The organism is Lysobacter sp. F6437, from assembly GCF_052547215.1.
The window spans coordinates 212,002-226,340 of sequence record NZ_JBQWRB010000003.1 but is presented as its reverse complement, the minus strand read 5'-3'; the positions used below and the strand labels follow the sequence as shown (position 1 = coordinate 226,340).

Below are 14,339 nucleotides of genomic sequence, written 5' to 3'. Positions count from 1 at the left end.
GGCGGACAGCCGGCAGGCGCAGCGGACGGGTGAACGGCCCGTTGACAGCCCGGTCGCGGACCGGGAAAATTGCCGGTTCCCCGTGGCTATGTAGCTCAGCCGGTTAGAGCACAGCACTCATAATGCTGGGGTCGGTGGTTCGAGTCCACCCATAGCCACCATTGGGGAACACAGGCAAGCCCGCGATTTCGCGGGTTTTTTTGTGCCCGATGGTTGTCCGCGCAACACGCACGGAGTCACACCGGGGGACCACGCCACGTGGGTTAGAGTCGGGGTCGGCAACCGCGAGGACGCCATGTCCCATCGTTTCATGTTCGCCCGTACGTACCTGGCCGACCTGGCGCTGTTGGCCATGCTGGTCGCGACGACCGCGTGGCTCTCGCTCACCCTGGCACGCGGACCGGGCGAGCTCGCCGCGATCTGGGTCGGCAACGGCATCATCGCCGGCTGGCTGCTGTCCCGGCGCACCGCGAGCTGGCCCGTCTACGTTGCGGTGGCGTTTGCCGCCGAACTTCCCGCACGCATGCTGGCCGGCGACGAGGCCCCGTACGCCGTTGCCATCGCGATCTGCAACCTGGTGGAGGTGCTGGTGGTCGCCGGCGTGGTCCGCAACCGCATTCCCAACATCCGCGACCCGAAGGACTGGGTGAACCTGGGCGGGATCGCCACCGGGGCAACGCTGGCGGCATGCGCGCTGGCCGGCTTGGTGGCGACGGCGGTGGCGCACTACATGCATGGCCAGGACGTCGTTCGCGCCTTCGTCGGATGGTATGCGGCGCATGTCGTGGGCATGGTGATCGTGGCGACCACGACGCTGGTCGCCCAGCACGAGCGGATGGGCCTGTTCGTCGCGCCGGGCCGGCGCTGGAGCCTGGCGGCCAACGTGGCCCTGGTCGTCGCCGTGGGCGTGGCGGTGTTCGCCACCCGATACCCGGTGCAGTTCCTGGCCTACCCCGCGCTGCTGCTCGCGGCGGTGCGCCACCGCTTCGTCGGCGTGGCGCTCGGGGTGATCGCGCTGGCGATGGTTGCCGCCACCGCCACCACCTTGGGCTACGGGCCCCTGCAGGACCTGGCGGCTGAAGGCCGCATCGCGCTGATACAGATCTACCTGGCCGGTGGCTGCCTGATGACCCTGCCGGTGTGCCTGTCGATGGCCGAACGCGACCGCCTCGCTTCACGGCTCGGCGACAGCGAACGGCGCTACCGCATGCTCGCCGACCACTCGCATGACGTCATCGCCCGCATCCGCGCCGACGGTGTCCGCCTGTACGTTTCTCCATCGGCGACCGAGATGCTCGGCTGGTCGAACGCGCAGTTGCTGGGGTCGCGCTGGGAACTGCTGCACCCCGACGACCGCGAGCCGCAGCGGCAGGCCATGGCCGACGCCTTCGCGTCGGGCGAGCCACGCACCGACATCTATCGCATCCGCCACTTCGACGGCCATTACATCTGGATCGAGGCGGTATCGCGCTGCATACCCTCCCCCGTCGGCGGCAGCCCGGACGAGCTGGTCATCACCATCCGCAACATCAACCGCCGGATGGCCGCCGAGCATGCGCTGGCGGAAAGTCGGCGCGAGCTGGAGCGGCAGTCGCGCGTCGACACCCTGACCGACCTCGCCAACCGCCGCCAGTTCGAGGAGCGCCTCGCCCTGGCGCTGAAGCGGCTGCGGCGCAATAGCACCCCGGTCGCGCTGATGTACCTGGACATCGACCACTTCAAGCAGATCAACGACCGCAACGGCCACGCCGCGGGCGATGTCGTGCTGCGTGCGTTCGCGAGGCGGCTTTGCGACAACGTGCGCGACACCGACCTCGTCGCCCGGCTGGGCGGGGACGAGTTCGTGATCCTGCTGGAGGACGCGGCGGCCGACACCGCCGAGGCGGTCGCGCGCAAGCTGGTGGACTGCATGGGCCAGCCCATCGATGTCGGCGCGACCTCGCTCACCATCGGCACCAGCATCGGCATCGCCCATGCGCGGCAACCGACCGATGCCGCGACGCTGATGGCGGAGGCGGACGCCGCGCTGTATGCGGCCAAGGCTGCCGGACGCAACCGATATGAGGTGGCCGGCTCCCGTCCGACCGGGACGTCGTCCTCGGCGTAGATCGCACCGTACCGCTAGCCGCTGCAGCCTCCACAGCAGATCGACGGCAGCACTTCGACCTGCCCGTGCGCCACCTCGCAACCGAGCGCGTGCAGCAGCGCGCGCAGTTCGTCGACGCCGAGCGAGGTGGCGATGCGCAGACCACCGGCCGGGTCGATGTCGAACACGGCGGCGGGATCGGCATCCAGCAGCGCGCCCTCGATCAGGTCCGGCTGCGGCAGCGGGGCGTTGGGGGTGAGTCGGCATTCCACGGTTCGGTCCTCAGGTGTTTTCCGGTTCCGGCAAGACGGCCTGGCGAATCAGCAGCGCGAGCTTGTCCGGCACGCCGTCCCATTTGGCCGCGTCCTTCATTGCTGGGATCCGCTTGTCGATCACTGGCCACGTCGGTGCCAGTTCGGCGTTGATCGCGATGAACGGTTCCTGCCCGCCCGGCACGTCGCCCTCGGCGTAGATCGCGCCAACCGGGCACTCGTCGACGCACAGGGTGCAGTCGATGCATTCGACCGGGTCGATGACGAGGAAATTGGGGCCTTCGTGGAAGCAGTCGACCGGGCACACCTCGACGCAATCGGTGTGCTTGCAGTTGATGCAGTTCTCGGTGACGACGTGGGTCATGTGTCGTCCTCCTGGCGCTTCGGGTACGGCCGGAATGTTCGGCCCAACGATGTGCCGTCGCCCTGATCTGGATCAATTCGGCCGGGCCGATCCCGCGCGAGACTGCACCCATCGAAACGAACAACCCCACTGGAGCAAACCGATGATCCGCAAGCTTTCCCTCGCTGCCGTGCTTGGCGCCGTGGCCCTCCCGGCGATGTTCATGGCCAGCCCGGCCAGTGCCGCCACCTGCAGTGCGACGGTCGAGAGCACCGACGCGATGAAGTTCACCACAAGCGAGCTGGTCGTGCCGGCGTCGTGCAAGGACTTCACCGTCACCCTCAAGCACATCGGGCAGTTGCCGAAGACCGTGATGGGCCACAACTTCGTGGTCGGCAAGAGCGCCGACATCGCCGGCATCAACGCCGACGGCATGAAGGCCGGTGTTGCCGCCAACTACGTCAAGGCCGGCGACACCCGCGTGGTCGCCGCCAGCAAGGTCATCGGCGGCGGCGAGTCGACCACGGTCAAGATCCCCGTAGCCAAGATCAAGGCCGGCGAGAAGTACAACTTCGTCTGCACCTTCCCGGGCCATTCCTCGATCATGAAGGGCACGCTGAAGCTGGGCAGCTGATCGCCCACGCGCCGGCCTGCCGGCACCCCGCAAACGGCGGCGACCGATGGAGAATCGGCCGCCGCTTTTTCTTTATCCACCGGCCTTTGCTGAATGCGGCGCGGTTGACGACAGTCAAGGCGGGACTGCCGGCCCGCACCTAGCCTGTAACGCATGACGACCACCCCCGCCTTCGATACCGAGCTGCTGCGCCGCTACGACCGGCCCGGCCCGCGCTACACGTCCTACCCGACCGCGCCGCAGTTCAGCGGCGCGTTTGGCGAGCCACAGCTGCGCGAGGCGGCGACCGCCAGCAACGGCGACCCGATCCCGCGCCGGCTGTCGCTGTACGTGCACGTGCCGTTCTGCATGAGTCCGTGCTTCTACTGCGGCTGCAACCGCATCATCACCCGCGACCTCGGCCGCGGCGAAACTTACCTGGTGCGGCTATACCGCGAGATCGCGATGATGGCGGAGCTGTTCGACCGCGACCGCGAGGTGATCCAGCTGCACTTCGGCGGCGGCACGCCCAACTTCCTGTCGCCGGCGCAGTTGGCCGACGTGGTCGACAGCCTGCGCAGCCACTTCCGCTTTTCCGACTCGCGCAAGCGCGACCTGTCGATCGAACTCGACCCGCGCTTCGTCAAACCGGCCGACGTCGCCGAGCTGGCGGCGATCGGCTTCAACCGCGCCAGCCTCGGCGTGCAGGATTTCGACCCCGCGGTGCAGCAGGCGGTCAACCGCATCCAGTCGGTCGAGGAGACCGTCGCGATCATCGACGCCTGTCGCGACAACGGCATGCGCTCGGTCAACGTCGACCTGATCTACGGCTTGCCGAAGCAGTCCCACATCGGCTTCGCGCGCACGCTCGACACCGTGGTCGCGGCCCGGCCGGACCGCCTGGCGGTCTACAGCTACGCGCACCTGCCGGAGCTGTTCAAGGCGCAGGGCCGGATCAACGCCGAAGACCTGCCGTCGGCCAGCGAGAAACTCGGCCTGCTGCAACTGGCAATCGAGAAGCTCACCGCCGCCGGCTACGTCTACATCGGCATGGACCACTTCGCCCTGCCCGACGACGACCTCGCCACCGCCCAGCAACGCGGCGGCCTGCACCGCAACTTCATGGGCTACACCACCCATGCCGACACCGACCTGGTCGGGCTCGGGGTCAGCGCGATCAGCCACATCGGCGACAGCTTCAGCCAGAACCCGCGCGACCTGCCGAGCTGGCAGATCGCCCTCGACGAGGGCCGGCTGCCGGTATTCCGCGGCATGCGCCTGAGCGAGGAAGACCAGCTGCGCGCCGACCTGATCCAGCGCCTGATGTGCCAGGGCGAGATCCCGATCGGTGCACTGGAGCGGCGCTACCTGATCGATTTCCGCGACTACTTCGCCGACGCGCTGGAGCGCCTGCAGCCGCTGGTCGACGACGGCCTGGCGCGGATCGAGCCGGACCGGATCGTGGCGACCTCGCGCGGGCGCCTGCTGCTGCGTAACATGGCGATGTGCTTCGACCATTACCTACACACGCCGGGCCCCGCCCACTCCGCCGTTACCGCCACGCCGCGCTTCTCCCGCGCGATCTGAGGGTTGCATGGAAGCCGGCATGAAGCCGACCGTGTTCCCGCGGCAGGACGGGCGCACGCTCGCCGACGACGGTGACCGGCTGAATTTCTGCTCGACCTGCGCGTTCTCGCAGGCCTGCCTCGACGAAGGCATGGACAAGGGTGGCCTGCACGACCTGCACATGCTGGTCGAGCACGTCGGGCCGTTCCACGCCGGCGACCACATCTTCCGCGAGGGCGACCCATTCGAGGCGATCGCCGCGGTCCGCGCCGGCACGGTCAAGACCTACGTGATCGACCGCGACGGCCGCGAGCACGTGCTCGGCTTCCACCTGCCCGGCGAGGTGATCGGGCTCGATGGCATCGACGGCGACCGTTACCCGTGCAACGCGGTCGCGCTGGACACGGTGATGTTGTGCCGGTTCTCATTCCCGAAGATTTCGGTGCTGGCCGCGCAGTTGCCCGGCTTGCAGCGCCACCTGTTCCGCCTGCTCAGTCGCGACATCGGCCGCGCCGCGTTGCTGGCCGGTGACTGGACCGCCGACCAGCGCATGGCGGCGTTCCTGATCGGGCTGTCACGGCGGCTGGCCGCGCGCGGCTTCTCGCCCAGCCGCTTCCAGTTGACGATGGCGCGAACCGACATCGCCAACTACCTGCGCCTTGCGCCGGAAACGGTCAGCCGGGTGCTGCGGCGGTTCCAGCAGGACGGGTTGCTGCAGGTCGACCGGCGCGAGCTGGAACTGATCGGTCGCGAACGCCTGGAAGCGCTCGCCGAGCCGGTACTCCGGGTCTAACAACCCCGCGTTCACCTTTCGATAACGGCGGCTTGCCCAGGTTGTGGCCGGGGCCGAAGCTGAACGCCAGCGGGACAAACCCTGAACCATCCCGGACTTGACCCACGTCAGGTCGCCTCCGCGCGCACCGGCCCAGACTGCGCGGACCTACCCGGAGAATGGAAATCCATGGATACGACGAGGCGGTTGTGGCTTGGGCTCGGCGCCCTGCTGATCGTGAGCTTCGGCATCATGTTGTGGATCGGCCGCGACATCTACCAGACCGCACCGCCGATCCCGCAGCAGGTGGTCAGCGAAAGCGGCCAGGTGCTGTACACCCGGGCCGACATCGATACCGGCCGGCAGGTCTGGCAGAGCATCGGCGGCCACCAGAACGGCTCGATCTGGGGCCACGGCGCCCTGCTCGCCCCCGATTGGTCGGCCGAGTGGCTGCACCGCGAGGCGGTCGCGATGCTCGACGCCCGCGCCCGCACGGAGTTCGGCAGTGCCTACGGGGAACTGGAGGCGCCCGAGCAGGCGCGGCTGGAGCAGCAGATCCGCCCGCTGTTGCGCACCAACACCTACGACCCGCAGACCGGCACGATCACCGTCTCCGACGAGCGCGCGCAGGCGATCTCGCAGGTGGCCGCGCACTACATGAGCGTGTTCTCCAACGACCCGGCCACCACCGAACTGCGCGAGGCCTACGCCCTGCGCGAGAACCCGGTGCCGGACATGGAGCATCGCCGGCAGATGACCGCGTTCTTCTTCTGGGCATCGTGGGCCACGGTCACCGAACGGTTGGATGACGACACCGGGCTGTCGTACACCCACAACTTCCCGCACGAACCGCTGGTGGGCAACAAGCCCAGCGCCAGCAGCTTCATGTGGTCGATGTTCTCGATCCTGTTCATGATCGCCGGCATCGCCCTGCTGGCATGGCACTACGCGGTCTGGCACTCGAAGGAGCCGAAGGTCGAGCCGCCGCTGAAGGACCCGTCGCTGAGCATCGTGGTGACGCCGTCGATGCGCGCGGTCGGAAAATACTTCTGGCTGGTGATGGCGCTGTTCCTGACCCAGATCCTGCTGGGCGCGACCACCGCGCACTACCAGGTCGAAGGCCAGGAGGCCTACGGCCTGGCGCTGGCGGACTTCCTGCCGTACGCGCTCACGCGCACGTGGCACACCCAGTTGGCGATCCTGTGGATCGCGACCGCCTGGCTCGCCACCGGCCTTTATCTCGCCCCGGCGATGTCGGGGCACGAGCCGAAGTTCCAGCGCCTCGGCGTCAACTTCCTGTTCGTCTGCCTGATCGTGATCGTGGTCGGCGCATTCGCCGGGCAGTGGTTCGCGGTGATGCAGAAGCTCGGGCTGGAGCACAACTTCTGGTTCGGCCACCAGGGCTGGGAATACACCGACATCGGCCGCTTCTGGCAGATCTTCCTGTTCATCGGCCTGTTGCTGTGGCTGGTACTGATGGGCCGGGCACTGTGGCCGGCGCTGCGCGCGAAAACCGAGACCACCTCGATCTCCGGGCTGTTCTTCCTGTCCACCGTGGCCATCGCGCTGCTGTACGCGGCCGGCCTGATGTGGCGCGAGGACACCCACATCTCGATCATCACCTACTGGCGCTTCTGGATCGTGCACCTGTGGGTGGAAGGCTTCTTCGAGGTATTCGCGGTCGCGGTGATCAGCTTCATCTTCGTCAAGCTGGGGCTGGTGCGCGGCAAGTCGGCAACCATCAACGTGCTGTTCGCGACCATCGTGTTCATGGCCGGCGGCGTGCTGGGCATGTTCCACCACCTGTACTTCGCGGGTGTCACGACCGGCATCATCGCGTTGGGTGCGAGCATCTCCGCGCTTGAAGTGGTGCCGCTCGCGCTGATCGGGCTGGAGGCCTACGACACCTGGAAGAACGGCCGCGCCACGCCGTGGATGCAGCGCTACAAGTGGCCGATCCTGTTCTTCATCGCGGTGAGCTTCTGGAACCTGGTCGGCGCTGGCCTGCTCGGCTTCCTGATCAACACCCCGATGGCGCTGTACTACATGCAGGGCACCAACCTGACCGCGGCCCACGGCCACACCGCGCTGTTCGGCGTCTACGGCATGCTCGGCATCGGCCTCATGCTGTACTGCCTGCGCGGCATGCGGCCGGAGCGTCGCTGGATCAACGGCCTGCTCAGTGGCGCGTTCTGGAGCTTCAACATCGGCCTGGCGCTGATGACGGTGCTCACCCTGCTGCCGATGGGCGTGTTGCAGCTGGAAGCCAACCTGACCCACGGCTACTGGTACGCCCGCTCGGCGGAGTTCATGAACCGCGCGATCATCGACGTGCTGGTGTGGCTGCGGGTGCCGGGCGACACCATCCTCGCGGTGGGTGCGTTCCTGGTGGCGCTGTTCGTGATGTCGCTGTGGCTGGGCCCACGCCCTGTCAACGAGCCGTCGCGGTTGCAGGAGCGACTGGCACGCGAGCAGGAACTCGGCGAGGAAGCTTGATCGCGTCGCGTTCGATGCAATCAGGGGGCGGCTTCGGCCGCCCCTTTTTTTCGCCGCGGGCGGATGACCTGGATCAATGCCGCGCCACCCCTTCGCCGACACACTGACCGCCATGGACATCCAAACTCCGCGCAGCTCACCCCACCTGCTGGCCGCCGCGCCGCACCGGCTGATGTTCTTCATCGGCTCGACCAACCTGCTGCTGGCGATGGCATGGTGGGCGGCCTGGCTGGCGTCGACGCGCTGGCCGGCGCTGGTGATGCCGCAACCGGATGCGTACGCCGGCTGGCTGCATGCGTTCGTCATGCAGTACCAGATGCTGCCGAGCTTCTTCTTCGGTTTCCTGCTGACCACGTTCCCGAAATGGATGGGGCAACCCGACGTCGACCGCTGGCGCTACCTGCCGGTCGGCGCGGGCCTGTTCGGCGGCCAACTGGCGACGCTGCTCGGCGCGATTGGCTGGGACGCCGGCATCGTTGTCGGTCTGTTGCTGACCCTCGCCGGGTGGCTGGCAGGACTGCTGATCCTCGGCTCGCTGGTCTGGCGCGACCAGAGCCGCAACTGGCACGCGCGCTCGTGCTTTGCCGCGCTGGTGCTGGGCCTGGCCGGGCTGCTGTGCTGGGCCGCGTTCGTGCTCGGCGCCTCGCCGCTGTGGGTGTTCGCGAGCATCAAGATCGGCAGCTTTGGGCTGCTGTTGCCGGTGTACCTGACGGTTGCGCACCGGATGTTCCCGTTCTTCGCCAGCCGGGTGGTGCCCGGTTACCAGCAGTGGAAACCGCTGTGGCTGTTGGCGGCGTTCTGGCCGCTCGCGCTCGGTCACCTGCTGCTCGAACTGTTCCACGCCTACGGCTGGCTGTGGCTGGTCGATGCGCCGCTGCTGGCGCTGACCGGCCTGATGCTATGGCGCTGGTGGCCGCGCGGCGACAAGCCGGGAATCCTGTCGGTGCTGTTCATCGGCATGGCGTGGCTGCCGCTGGCGTTCGCGTTGTACCTCGGCCAGAGCATCGCCTTTGATCTGACCGGCGTGTACTGGCTCGGCCGCGGCCCGGCGCACGCGCTGTTCGTCGGCTTCTTCGGCAGCGTGCTGGTGGCGATGGTCACCCGCGTGACCCAGGGCCATTCGGGCCGGCCGCTGGTGATGCCGGCGGCGGCGTGGTTCGCGTTCATCGCGATCCAGATCGTCGCGGAGATCCGGGTCGGGGCCGAAGTGTTGCCCGATTCGATGGCATGGCAGGCGGTCGCGGCGATCGGCTGGCTGGTCGCGTTCGCGCCGTGGGTGGTGCGGATCGGGCGGATCTACCTGGCGCCGCGCGCGGACGACAAACCCGGATGACTGCCGCGATCGAAAGCAGCGCGCCGCCGCGTGATGGATCGCGACAGCAAATAGCGGCACAACGAGAACAGGCATCGAGGCAAGCGAACCCATGATCGAGTTCTACCCGCAGATCAAGATGGTCCACATCTTCCTCGCCCTCGGCAGCGGCGCGATCTTCGCCCTGCGCGGCGCCGGCGTGCTGGCCAACATGCGCTGGCCGCACTGGCTGGTGGTGCGCTGGACCAGCTACGCGGTCGACACGTCCCTGCTGACCGCGGCGCTGATGCTGTTGACCATCCTGCCCGGCGAAATGTTTTCCAACGGCTGGTTGACGGCGAAACTCGTGTTGCTGGTGGCCTACATCGTGCTTGGCGTGTTCGCGATCAAACGCGCGCGCACCGGGGCTGCGAAAGCGGTCTGCTATGTCGCCGCGCTGGCGACCTTCGGCATGGTCTACAGCATCGCGCGCGCGCACCATCCGCTGGGGTTCCTGTATGGCCTGGTCGGCTGATGCCGTATCCGCGGACCCGCGTCCTATGAGCGGTACTGCGGCTTTTTGGTAGGAGCGACGAAAACGGGGGCGGGGCCCGGGTGATGAGGTAGTGCGGAAAGTCGGCCATGGATGGCCGACGGCCCCGAGTCAGGGCAGGGTGAGCGCAGGCGGCTTGCGCGGCACCGCCGCGCGTCTGCGGGAACGCCCGGCGTGCTACGCCGGTCAGGCCCGCGGAGCGGCCCTGACCGAGGGGTGCAGCACTACCCTGCCACCCGGGTCACGCGGCGCGGATGCACCCGAAGCGCATTCCGCAATGCGACATCAAACCCCGGCAAACACCAGCGTGCCGTTGGTCCCGCCGAAGCCGAAGCTGTTCGACATCACCGTCTTCAACTTCGCCTCGCGGCTCTCGCGCAGGACCGGAAAGCCTTCGGCCTTGGGGTCGAGGTTCTCGATGTTGGCCGAGCCGGACATGAAGCCACCACGCATCATCAGAAGGCAGTAGATCGCCTCGTGCACGCTGGCCGCGCCGAGCGAGTGGCCGGTCAAGGCCTTGGTCGACGACAGCGGCGGGACGTTGTCGCCGAACACCTCGCGCACCGCGCCCAGCTCGACCACGTCACCGACCGGGGTCGAAGTGCCGTGGGTATTGAGGTAGTCGATCGCGCCGACGCCCTGCCCGTCCAGCCCGGCCATCGCCATCTTCATGCAGCGCACCGCGCCTTCGCCGGACGGCGCGACCATGTCGACGCCATCGGAGGTCACGCCGTAACCGACCAGCTCGGCGATGATGTCGGCGCCGCGCGCCTTGGCGTGCTCGTATTCCTCCAGCGCCAGCATGCCGCCGCCACCGGCGATGACGAAGCCGTCGCGGTCGAGGTCGTACGGGCGCGAGGCCGACTCCGGGGTGTCGTTGTGCTTGGTCGACAGCGCGCCCATCGCGTCGAACTGCGAGGTCATGCCCCAGTGCAGTTCCTCGCCGCCGCCGGCGAACATCACGTCCTTGACGCCGTGGCGGATCAAGTCGGCGGCCGCGCCGATGCAGTGCGCCGAGGTCGCACAGGCGGCGGAGATCGAATAGCTCAGGCCGCGGATGCCGAACGCGGTCGACAGCGCCGCCGACACCGTCGAACCCATCGTGCGCGGGACCATGTACGGGCCGACCTTGCGCACGCCTTTCTCGCGCATCAGGTCGCCGGTGGCGATCTGCCATTCCGGCGAACCGCCGCCGGAACCGGCGATCAGGCCGCTGCGCTCACTGCGGACCTGCTCGTCGCTCAGGCCCGCCTGCGCGATCGCGTCGCGCATCGACACATACGCATAGGCCGCGGCGTCACCCATGAAACGCTTGAGCTTGCGGTCGATCTGCTCGACCAGGTCGATCTGCGGCGCGCCGGCGACATGGCTGCGCAAGCCCATCTCGGCGTACTCGGGGATGAAACGGATGCCCGACTTCAGCGCGCGCAGCGAATCGGTGACGCTCGCCGCCGCGTTGCCGATGCACGACACCAGGCCCATGCCGGTCACGACTACACGGCGCGAACCGGTACCTGCAGTATTGATGGCGGCCATGCTCAGAATCCTTCCGTCGAGGAGAACAGACCCACTCTAAGGTCGGAGGCCGTGTAGATCTCGCGACCGTCCACCAGCGTGCGACCGTCGGCGATCACCAGTTCGAGCTTGCCGCGCATGACCCGGCGGATGTCCAGCTCGTAGCTGACGATTTTCGCATCCGGCAGTACCTGTCCCGCGAATTTCACCTGGCCGACGCCGAGCGCGCGACCGCGGCCCGGCGCACCCAGCCACGGCAGGTAGAACCCGCACAGCTGCCACATCGCATCCACGCCGAGGCAACCGGGCATCACGGGATCACCCTCGAAGTGGCACTCGAAGAACCACAGGTCGGGGCGGATATCGAGTTCGGCGCGGACCAGGCCCTTGCCGTACTTGCCGCCTTCGGTGGATATCTCGGTGATGCGGTCGAACATCAGCATCGGTGGCGCCGGCAGGCGTGCATTGCCGGGGCCGAACATCTCGCCGCGGGCGCAGGCCAGCAACTGGTCACGGTCGAAGGAAGAGGGTCGATTCATCTGGTCAGGCACAGGCAATCCGCAGTTCGCAAAACCCGATTCTGCCGGTTTGCCGCGAAGCTTGCGTGGATGCGCGTCAACGCGTTGAACCGTACGCCTACGGATGGGCGCCCGGAAAGACCGGCAACGGCGTCGGGATTCATGGCGTGGCGCCTGCCAGGCGACCGAGCGTCGCCAGCGCCGTCTCCGCCCGTGCATCCAGCGGGTGGCCACAGTTGAGCCGCAGGCAGTGGCCGAAGCCGCGGCTGGCGGAAAACATCGGCCCCGGCGCGATGCTGATCCCCTGGGCCGCGCCCTCGCGTTGGATCGCCAGCGCGTCGGTGCCGGCCGGCAGTTCCAACCACAGGAAGTAGCCGCCGCCGGGCCGGGTGACCCGGGTGCCGCGCGGGAAATACCGGCCGACCGCCGCCAAGTGCTCCGCCTGCTGCGCGGCCAGGGCCTTGCGCAACCGCCGCAGGTGGCGGTCGAAGCCGCCGCGTTGCAGATAGTGGGCGATCGCCAGTTGCGACGGCACGTTGGTGTTGAGCGTCGTCGTCAGCTTGTGCCGGGCGATGCGCGCGGCGAAACGTCCGCCCGCGACCCAGCCGATCCGGTGCCCCGGCGCCAGGCACTTGGAGAACGACGAGCAGTGCATCACCAGCCCGTCGCGATCGAAGGCCTTGGCCGGCACCGGCCGTTCGCCACCGAAGTACAGCTCGGCGTAGACGTCGTCCTCGATCAGCGGGATGTCATGGCGCGCCAGCAGCTCGACCAGTTCGCGCTTGCGCGTCGCCGGCATGCTGGCGCCGAGCGGATTCTGGAAATTGGTCATCACCCAGCACGCCTTCGGCGCGTGTCGCGTGATTGCCGCTTCCACTGCATCCAGATCGATCCCTTCGCGCGGGTGGGTCGGCACCTCGATCGCGCGCAGCTTGCGGCGCTCGAGGATCTGCAGGGTGGCGTAGAAGCACGGCGATTCGACCAGCACCGCGTCGCCCGGCCCGGTCACCGCGCCGATGCACAGGTTCAGGGCCTCCAGCGCGCCGTTGGTGACGACGATGCCGTCGGCGTCGACCGGCATGCCGCCGAGCAGGTAGCGCAGCGCGATCTGCCGGCGCAGCTCGGCATTGCCCGGGGTCAGGTCGTCGACCGTGCTCCACGGGTCGATGTGCGGCGCGGTGGTGGCCAGCGCGCGGCCGAGCCGGTCCAGCGGGAACAGCAGCGGGCTCGGGAACGCCGAGCCGAACGGCACCACCTCGCGCGCCATCGACGCCTGCATGACCTCGAACACCAGGTCGCTGATATCGACGCTGCGCGACTCGCCATCCGGGCGCGACGCCAGTTCCGGTTCCGGCGGCTGGGCCGCGGCGGCGCGGGTCACGTAGTACCCCGAGCGCGGCCGCGACTCGGCCAGCCCGCGCGCCTCGAGCAGGTAATAGGCCTGGAACACCGTCGACGGGCTGACCCCGCGCGAGGCGCTGGCCTGGCGCACCGAGGGCAGCCGGTCGCCCGGCTTGAGCACGCCGCGACGGATGGAGTCGGCGACGTCCTCGGCGAGGGCTTCGTAGCGCTTCATGGCCAACGGGCCTGAACAGACCCAACTGATATGGTTTTTTTCACGGTTACCTGAGTCTACGCCTGCTGATCCGGTCCACCTATCCTGTCACCCGTCCCATAAGGATCGCGCGCGCGCCGATGAACCCGCTGGTCGAACTCAACCTTGCCCTGATCCTGTTCCTGCCCTGGTACGCGATCCTGGCCGTGCTGTTCTGGCTGTTCCCGCGCCAGCCACGGACCTTCGCGCGCAAGGCGTTCGACAGCGCCAGCCTGGTGCTGGCGACCGCGCTGTCGGCCTGGAGCATGTACTGGAGCATGGACACCGCCGACCCGCAGCACGGCCACATGTGGGGACAGATCCTGGCGACCTCGTTGTCCTATGGCGTGTTCCTGGCCGCCATGGCCGCGGCGATGCTGCTGCGCTGGCGCTGGCTGCGCGGGCGCACGGCGGTGGGCGCCCACTCCCCGCAGGCTTCCACCGAGGGCTACGCCCCATGAAGACGCTTTTCATCCTGGCCTTCCTCGGCCTGATCATCTACAACCTCGGCGCCGGCCTGTATTACATGCTGGTCGACACCGGCAAGAGCAAGCGCACGGTCAACGCGCTGACCCGGCGGATCGTGTTGTCGATCGCGCTGATCGGGATGGTCGCGGCCGGGATCTACACCGGCGTGATCGACCCGCACGGCGTCGGCGCGTGAACGGCGCCTGACACACCCCCGGTGTAACGTGCCGGGGTGGATTGATCTGGATCAAG

General features: G+C 68.1%; 14 protein-coding genes and 1 tRNA gene. 10 read left to right on the top strand and 5 right to left on the bottom strand.

Going from position 1 to position 14,339, the window contains the following annotated elements; translation table 11 throughout:
- Positions 1–84 precede the first annotated feature (84 nt).
- Both ACT9F5_RS11260 and ACT9F5_RS11255 read left to right on the top strand, forming a co-directional pair.
- A tRNA-Met gene (locus ACT9F5_RS11260) sits at positions 85–161 on the top strand.
- 134 nt (positions 162–295) lie between these two features.
- Positions 296–2,107: a diguanylate cyclase domain-containing protein gene (locus tag ACT9F5_RS11255; protein WP_445120040.1), complete on the top strand. Its 1,812-nt coding sequence runs from the start codon at positions 296–298 to the stop codon at positions 2,105–2,107.
- A 14-nt stretch (positions 2,108–2,121) separates the two neighbouring features.
- Here the strand turns inward: ACT9F5_RS11255 and ACT9F5_RS11250 are convergent, their stop codons facing one another.
- Positions 2,122–2,358 (bottom strand): hypothetical protein, encoded by a 237-nt coding sequence (locus tag ACT9F5_RS11250; RefSeq protein WP_445120039.1) that lies wholly within the window; start codon positions 2,356–2,358, stop codon positions 2,122–2,124.
- Positions 2,359–2,368: 10 nt separating this feature from the next.
- Positions 2,369–2,722: a ferredoxin FdxA gene (gene fdxA, locus ACT9F5_RS11245; protein WP_445120038.1), complete on the bottom strand. Its 354-nt coding sequence runs from the start codon at positions 2,720–2,722 to the stop codon at positions 2,369–2,371.
- A gap of 142 nt (positions 2,723–2,864) precedes the next feature.
- Between fdxA and azu the strand changes: the two genes are divergently transcribed.
- The 6 genes from azu (at position 2,865) to ACT9F5_RS11215 (ending at position 9,974) form a co-directional block, all read left to right on the top strand.
- Entirely contained in the window at positions 2,865–3,335 is a 471-nt protein-coding gene (gene azu / locus ACT9F5_RS11240; protein ID WP_445120037.1) for an azurin, read from the top strand.
- A 153-nt stretch (positions 3,336–3,488) separates the two neighbouring features.
- Positions 3,489–4,901 (top strand): oxygen-independent coproporphyrinogen III oxidase, encoded by a 1,413-nt coding sequence (gene hemN, locus ACT9F5_RS11235; RefSeq protein ID WP_445120036.1) that lies wholly within the window; start codon positions 3,489–3,491, stop codon positions 4,899–4,901.
- A gap of 19 nt (positions 4,902–4,920) precedes the next feature.
- Positions 4,921–5,673, top strand: coding sequence for a cyclic nucleotide-binding domain-containing protein (locus ACT9F5_RS11230; RefSeq protein WP_445120035.1), 753 nt, complete (start codon positions 4,921–4,923; stop codon positions 5,671–5,673).
- 168 nt (positions 5,674–5,841) lie between these two features.
- Positions 5,842–8,148, top strand: a complete 2,307-nt coding sequence (locus tag ACT9F5_RS11225; protein WP_445120034.1) for a cbb3-type cytochrome c oxidase subunit I — start codon at positions 5,842–5,844, stop codon at positions 8,146–8,148.
- A gap of 76 nt (positions 8,149–8,224) precedes the next feature.
- Positions 8,225–9,481, top strand: coding sequence for an NnrS family protein (locus tag ACT9F5_RS11220; protein WP_445120033.1), 1,257 nt, complete (start codon positions 8,225–8,227; stop codon positions 9,479–9,481).
- Between the two features lie 91 nt (positions 9,482–9,572).
- Entirely contained in the window at positions 9,573–9,974 is a 402-nt protein-coding gene (locus tag ACT9F5_RS11215; protein WP_445120032.1) for a SirB2 family protein, read from the top strand.
- Positions 9,975–10,277: 303 nt separating this feature from the next.
- Here the strand turns inward: ACT9F5_RS11215 and fabB are convergent, their stop codons facing one another.
- The 3 genes from fabB to ACT9F5_RS11200 all read right to left on the bottom strand — a co-directional run bounded on the left by fabB (position 10,278) and on the right by ACT9F5_RS11200 (position 13,601).
- Positions 10,278–11,528, bottom strand: coding sequence for a beta-ketoacyl-ACP synthase I (gene fabB, locus ACT9F5_RS11210; protein ID WP_445120031.1), 1,251 nt, complete (start codon positions 11,526–11,528; stop codon positions 10,278–10,280).
- Between the two features lie 2 nt (positions 11,529–11,530).
- Positions 11,531–12,046: a 3-hydroxyacyl-[acyl-carrier-protein] dehydratase FabA gene (gene fabA, locus ACT9F5_RS11205; RefSeq protein ID WP_445120030.1), complete on the bottom strand. Its 516-nt coding sequence runs from the start codon at positions 12,044–12,046 to the stop codon at positions 11,531–11,533.
- Between the two features lie 139 nt (positions 12,047–12,185).
- The gene (locus ACT9F5_RS11200) at positions 12,186–13,601 is read right to left on the bottom strand and encodes an aminotransferase class I/II-fold pyridoxal phosphate-dependent enzyme (RefSeq protein WP_445120029.1); all 1,416 of its coding nucleotides are present in this window, start codon (positions 13,599–13,601) and stop codon (positions 12,186–12,188) included.
- Between the two features lie 119 nt (positions 13,602–13,720).
- On the opposite strand from ACT9F5_RS11200, the gene ACT9F5_RS11195 reads away from it, so the two are divergent.
- Together ACT9F5_RS11195 and ACT9F5_RS11190 are read left to right on the top strand one after the other, a co-directional pair.
- Positions 13,721–14,080: a hypothetical protein gene (locus ACT9F5_RS11195; RefSeq protein ID WP_445120028.1), complete on the top strand. Its 360-nt coding sequence runs from the start codon at positions 13,721–13,723 to the stop codon at positions 14,078–14,080.
- Positions 14,077–14,283, top strand: coding sequence for a twin transmembrane helix small protein (locus tag ACT9F5_RS11190; protein WP_445120027.1), 207 nt, complete (start codon positions 14,077–14,079; stop codon positions 14,281–14,283). Before ACT9F5_RS11195 ends, ACT9F5_RS11190 begins: the two co-directional genes overlap by 4 nt.
- The last annotated feature ends 56 nt before the right edge of the window (positions 14,284–14,339 follow it).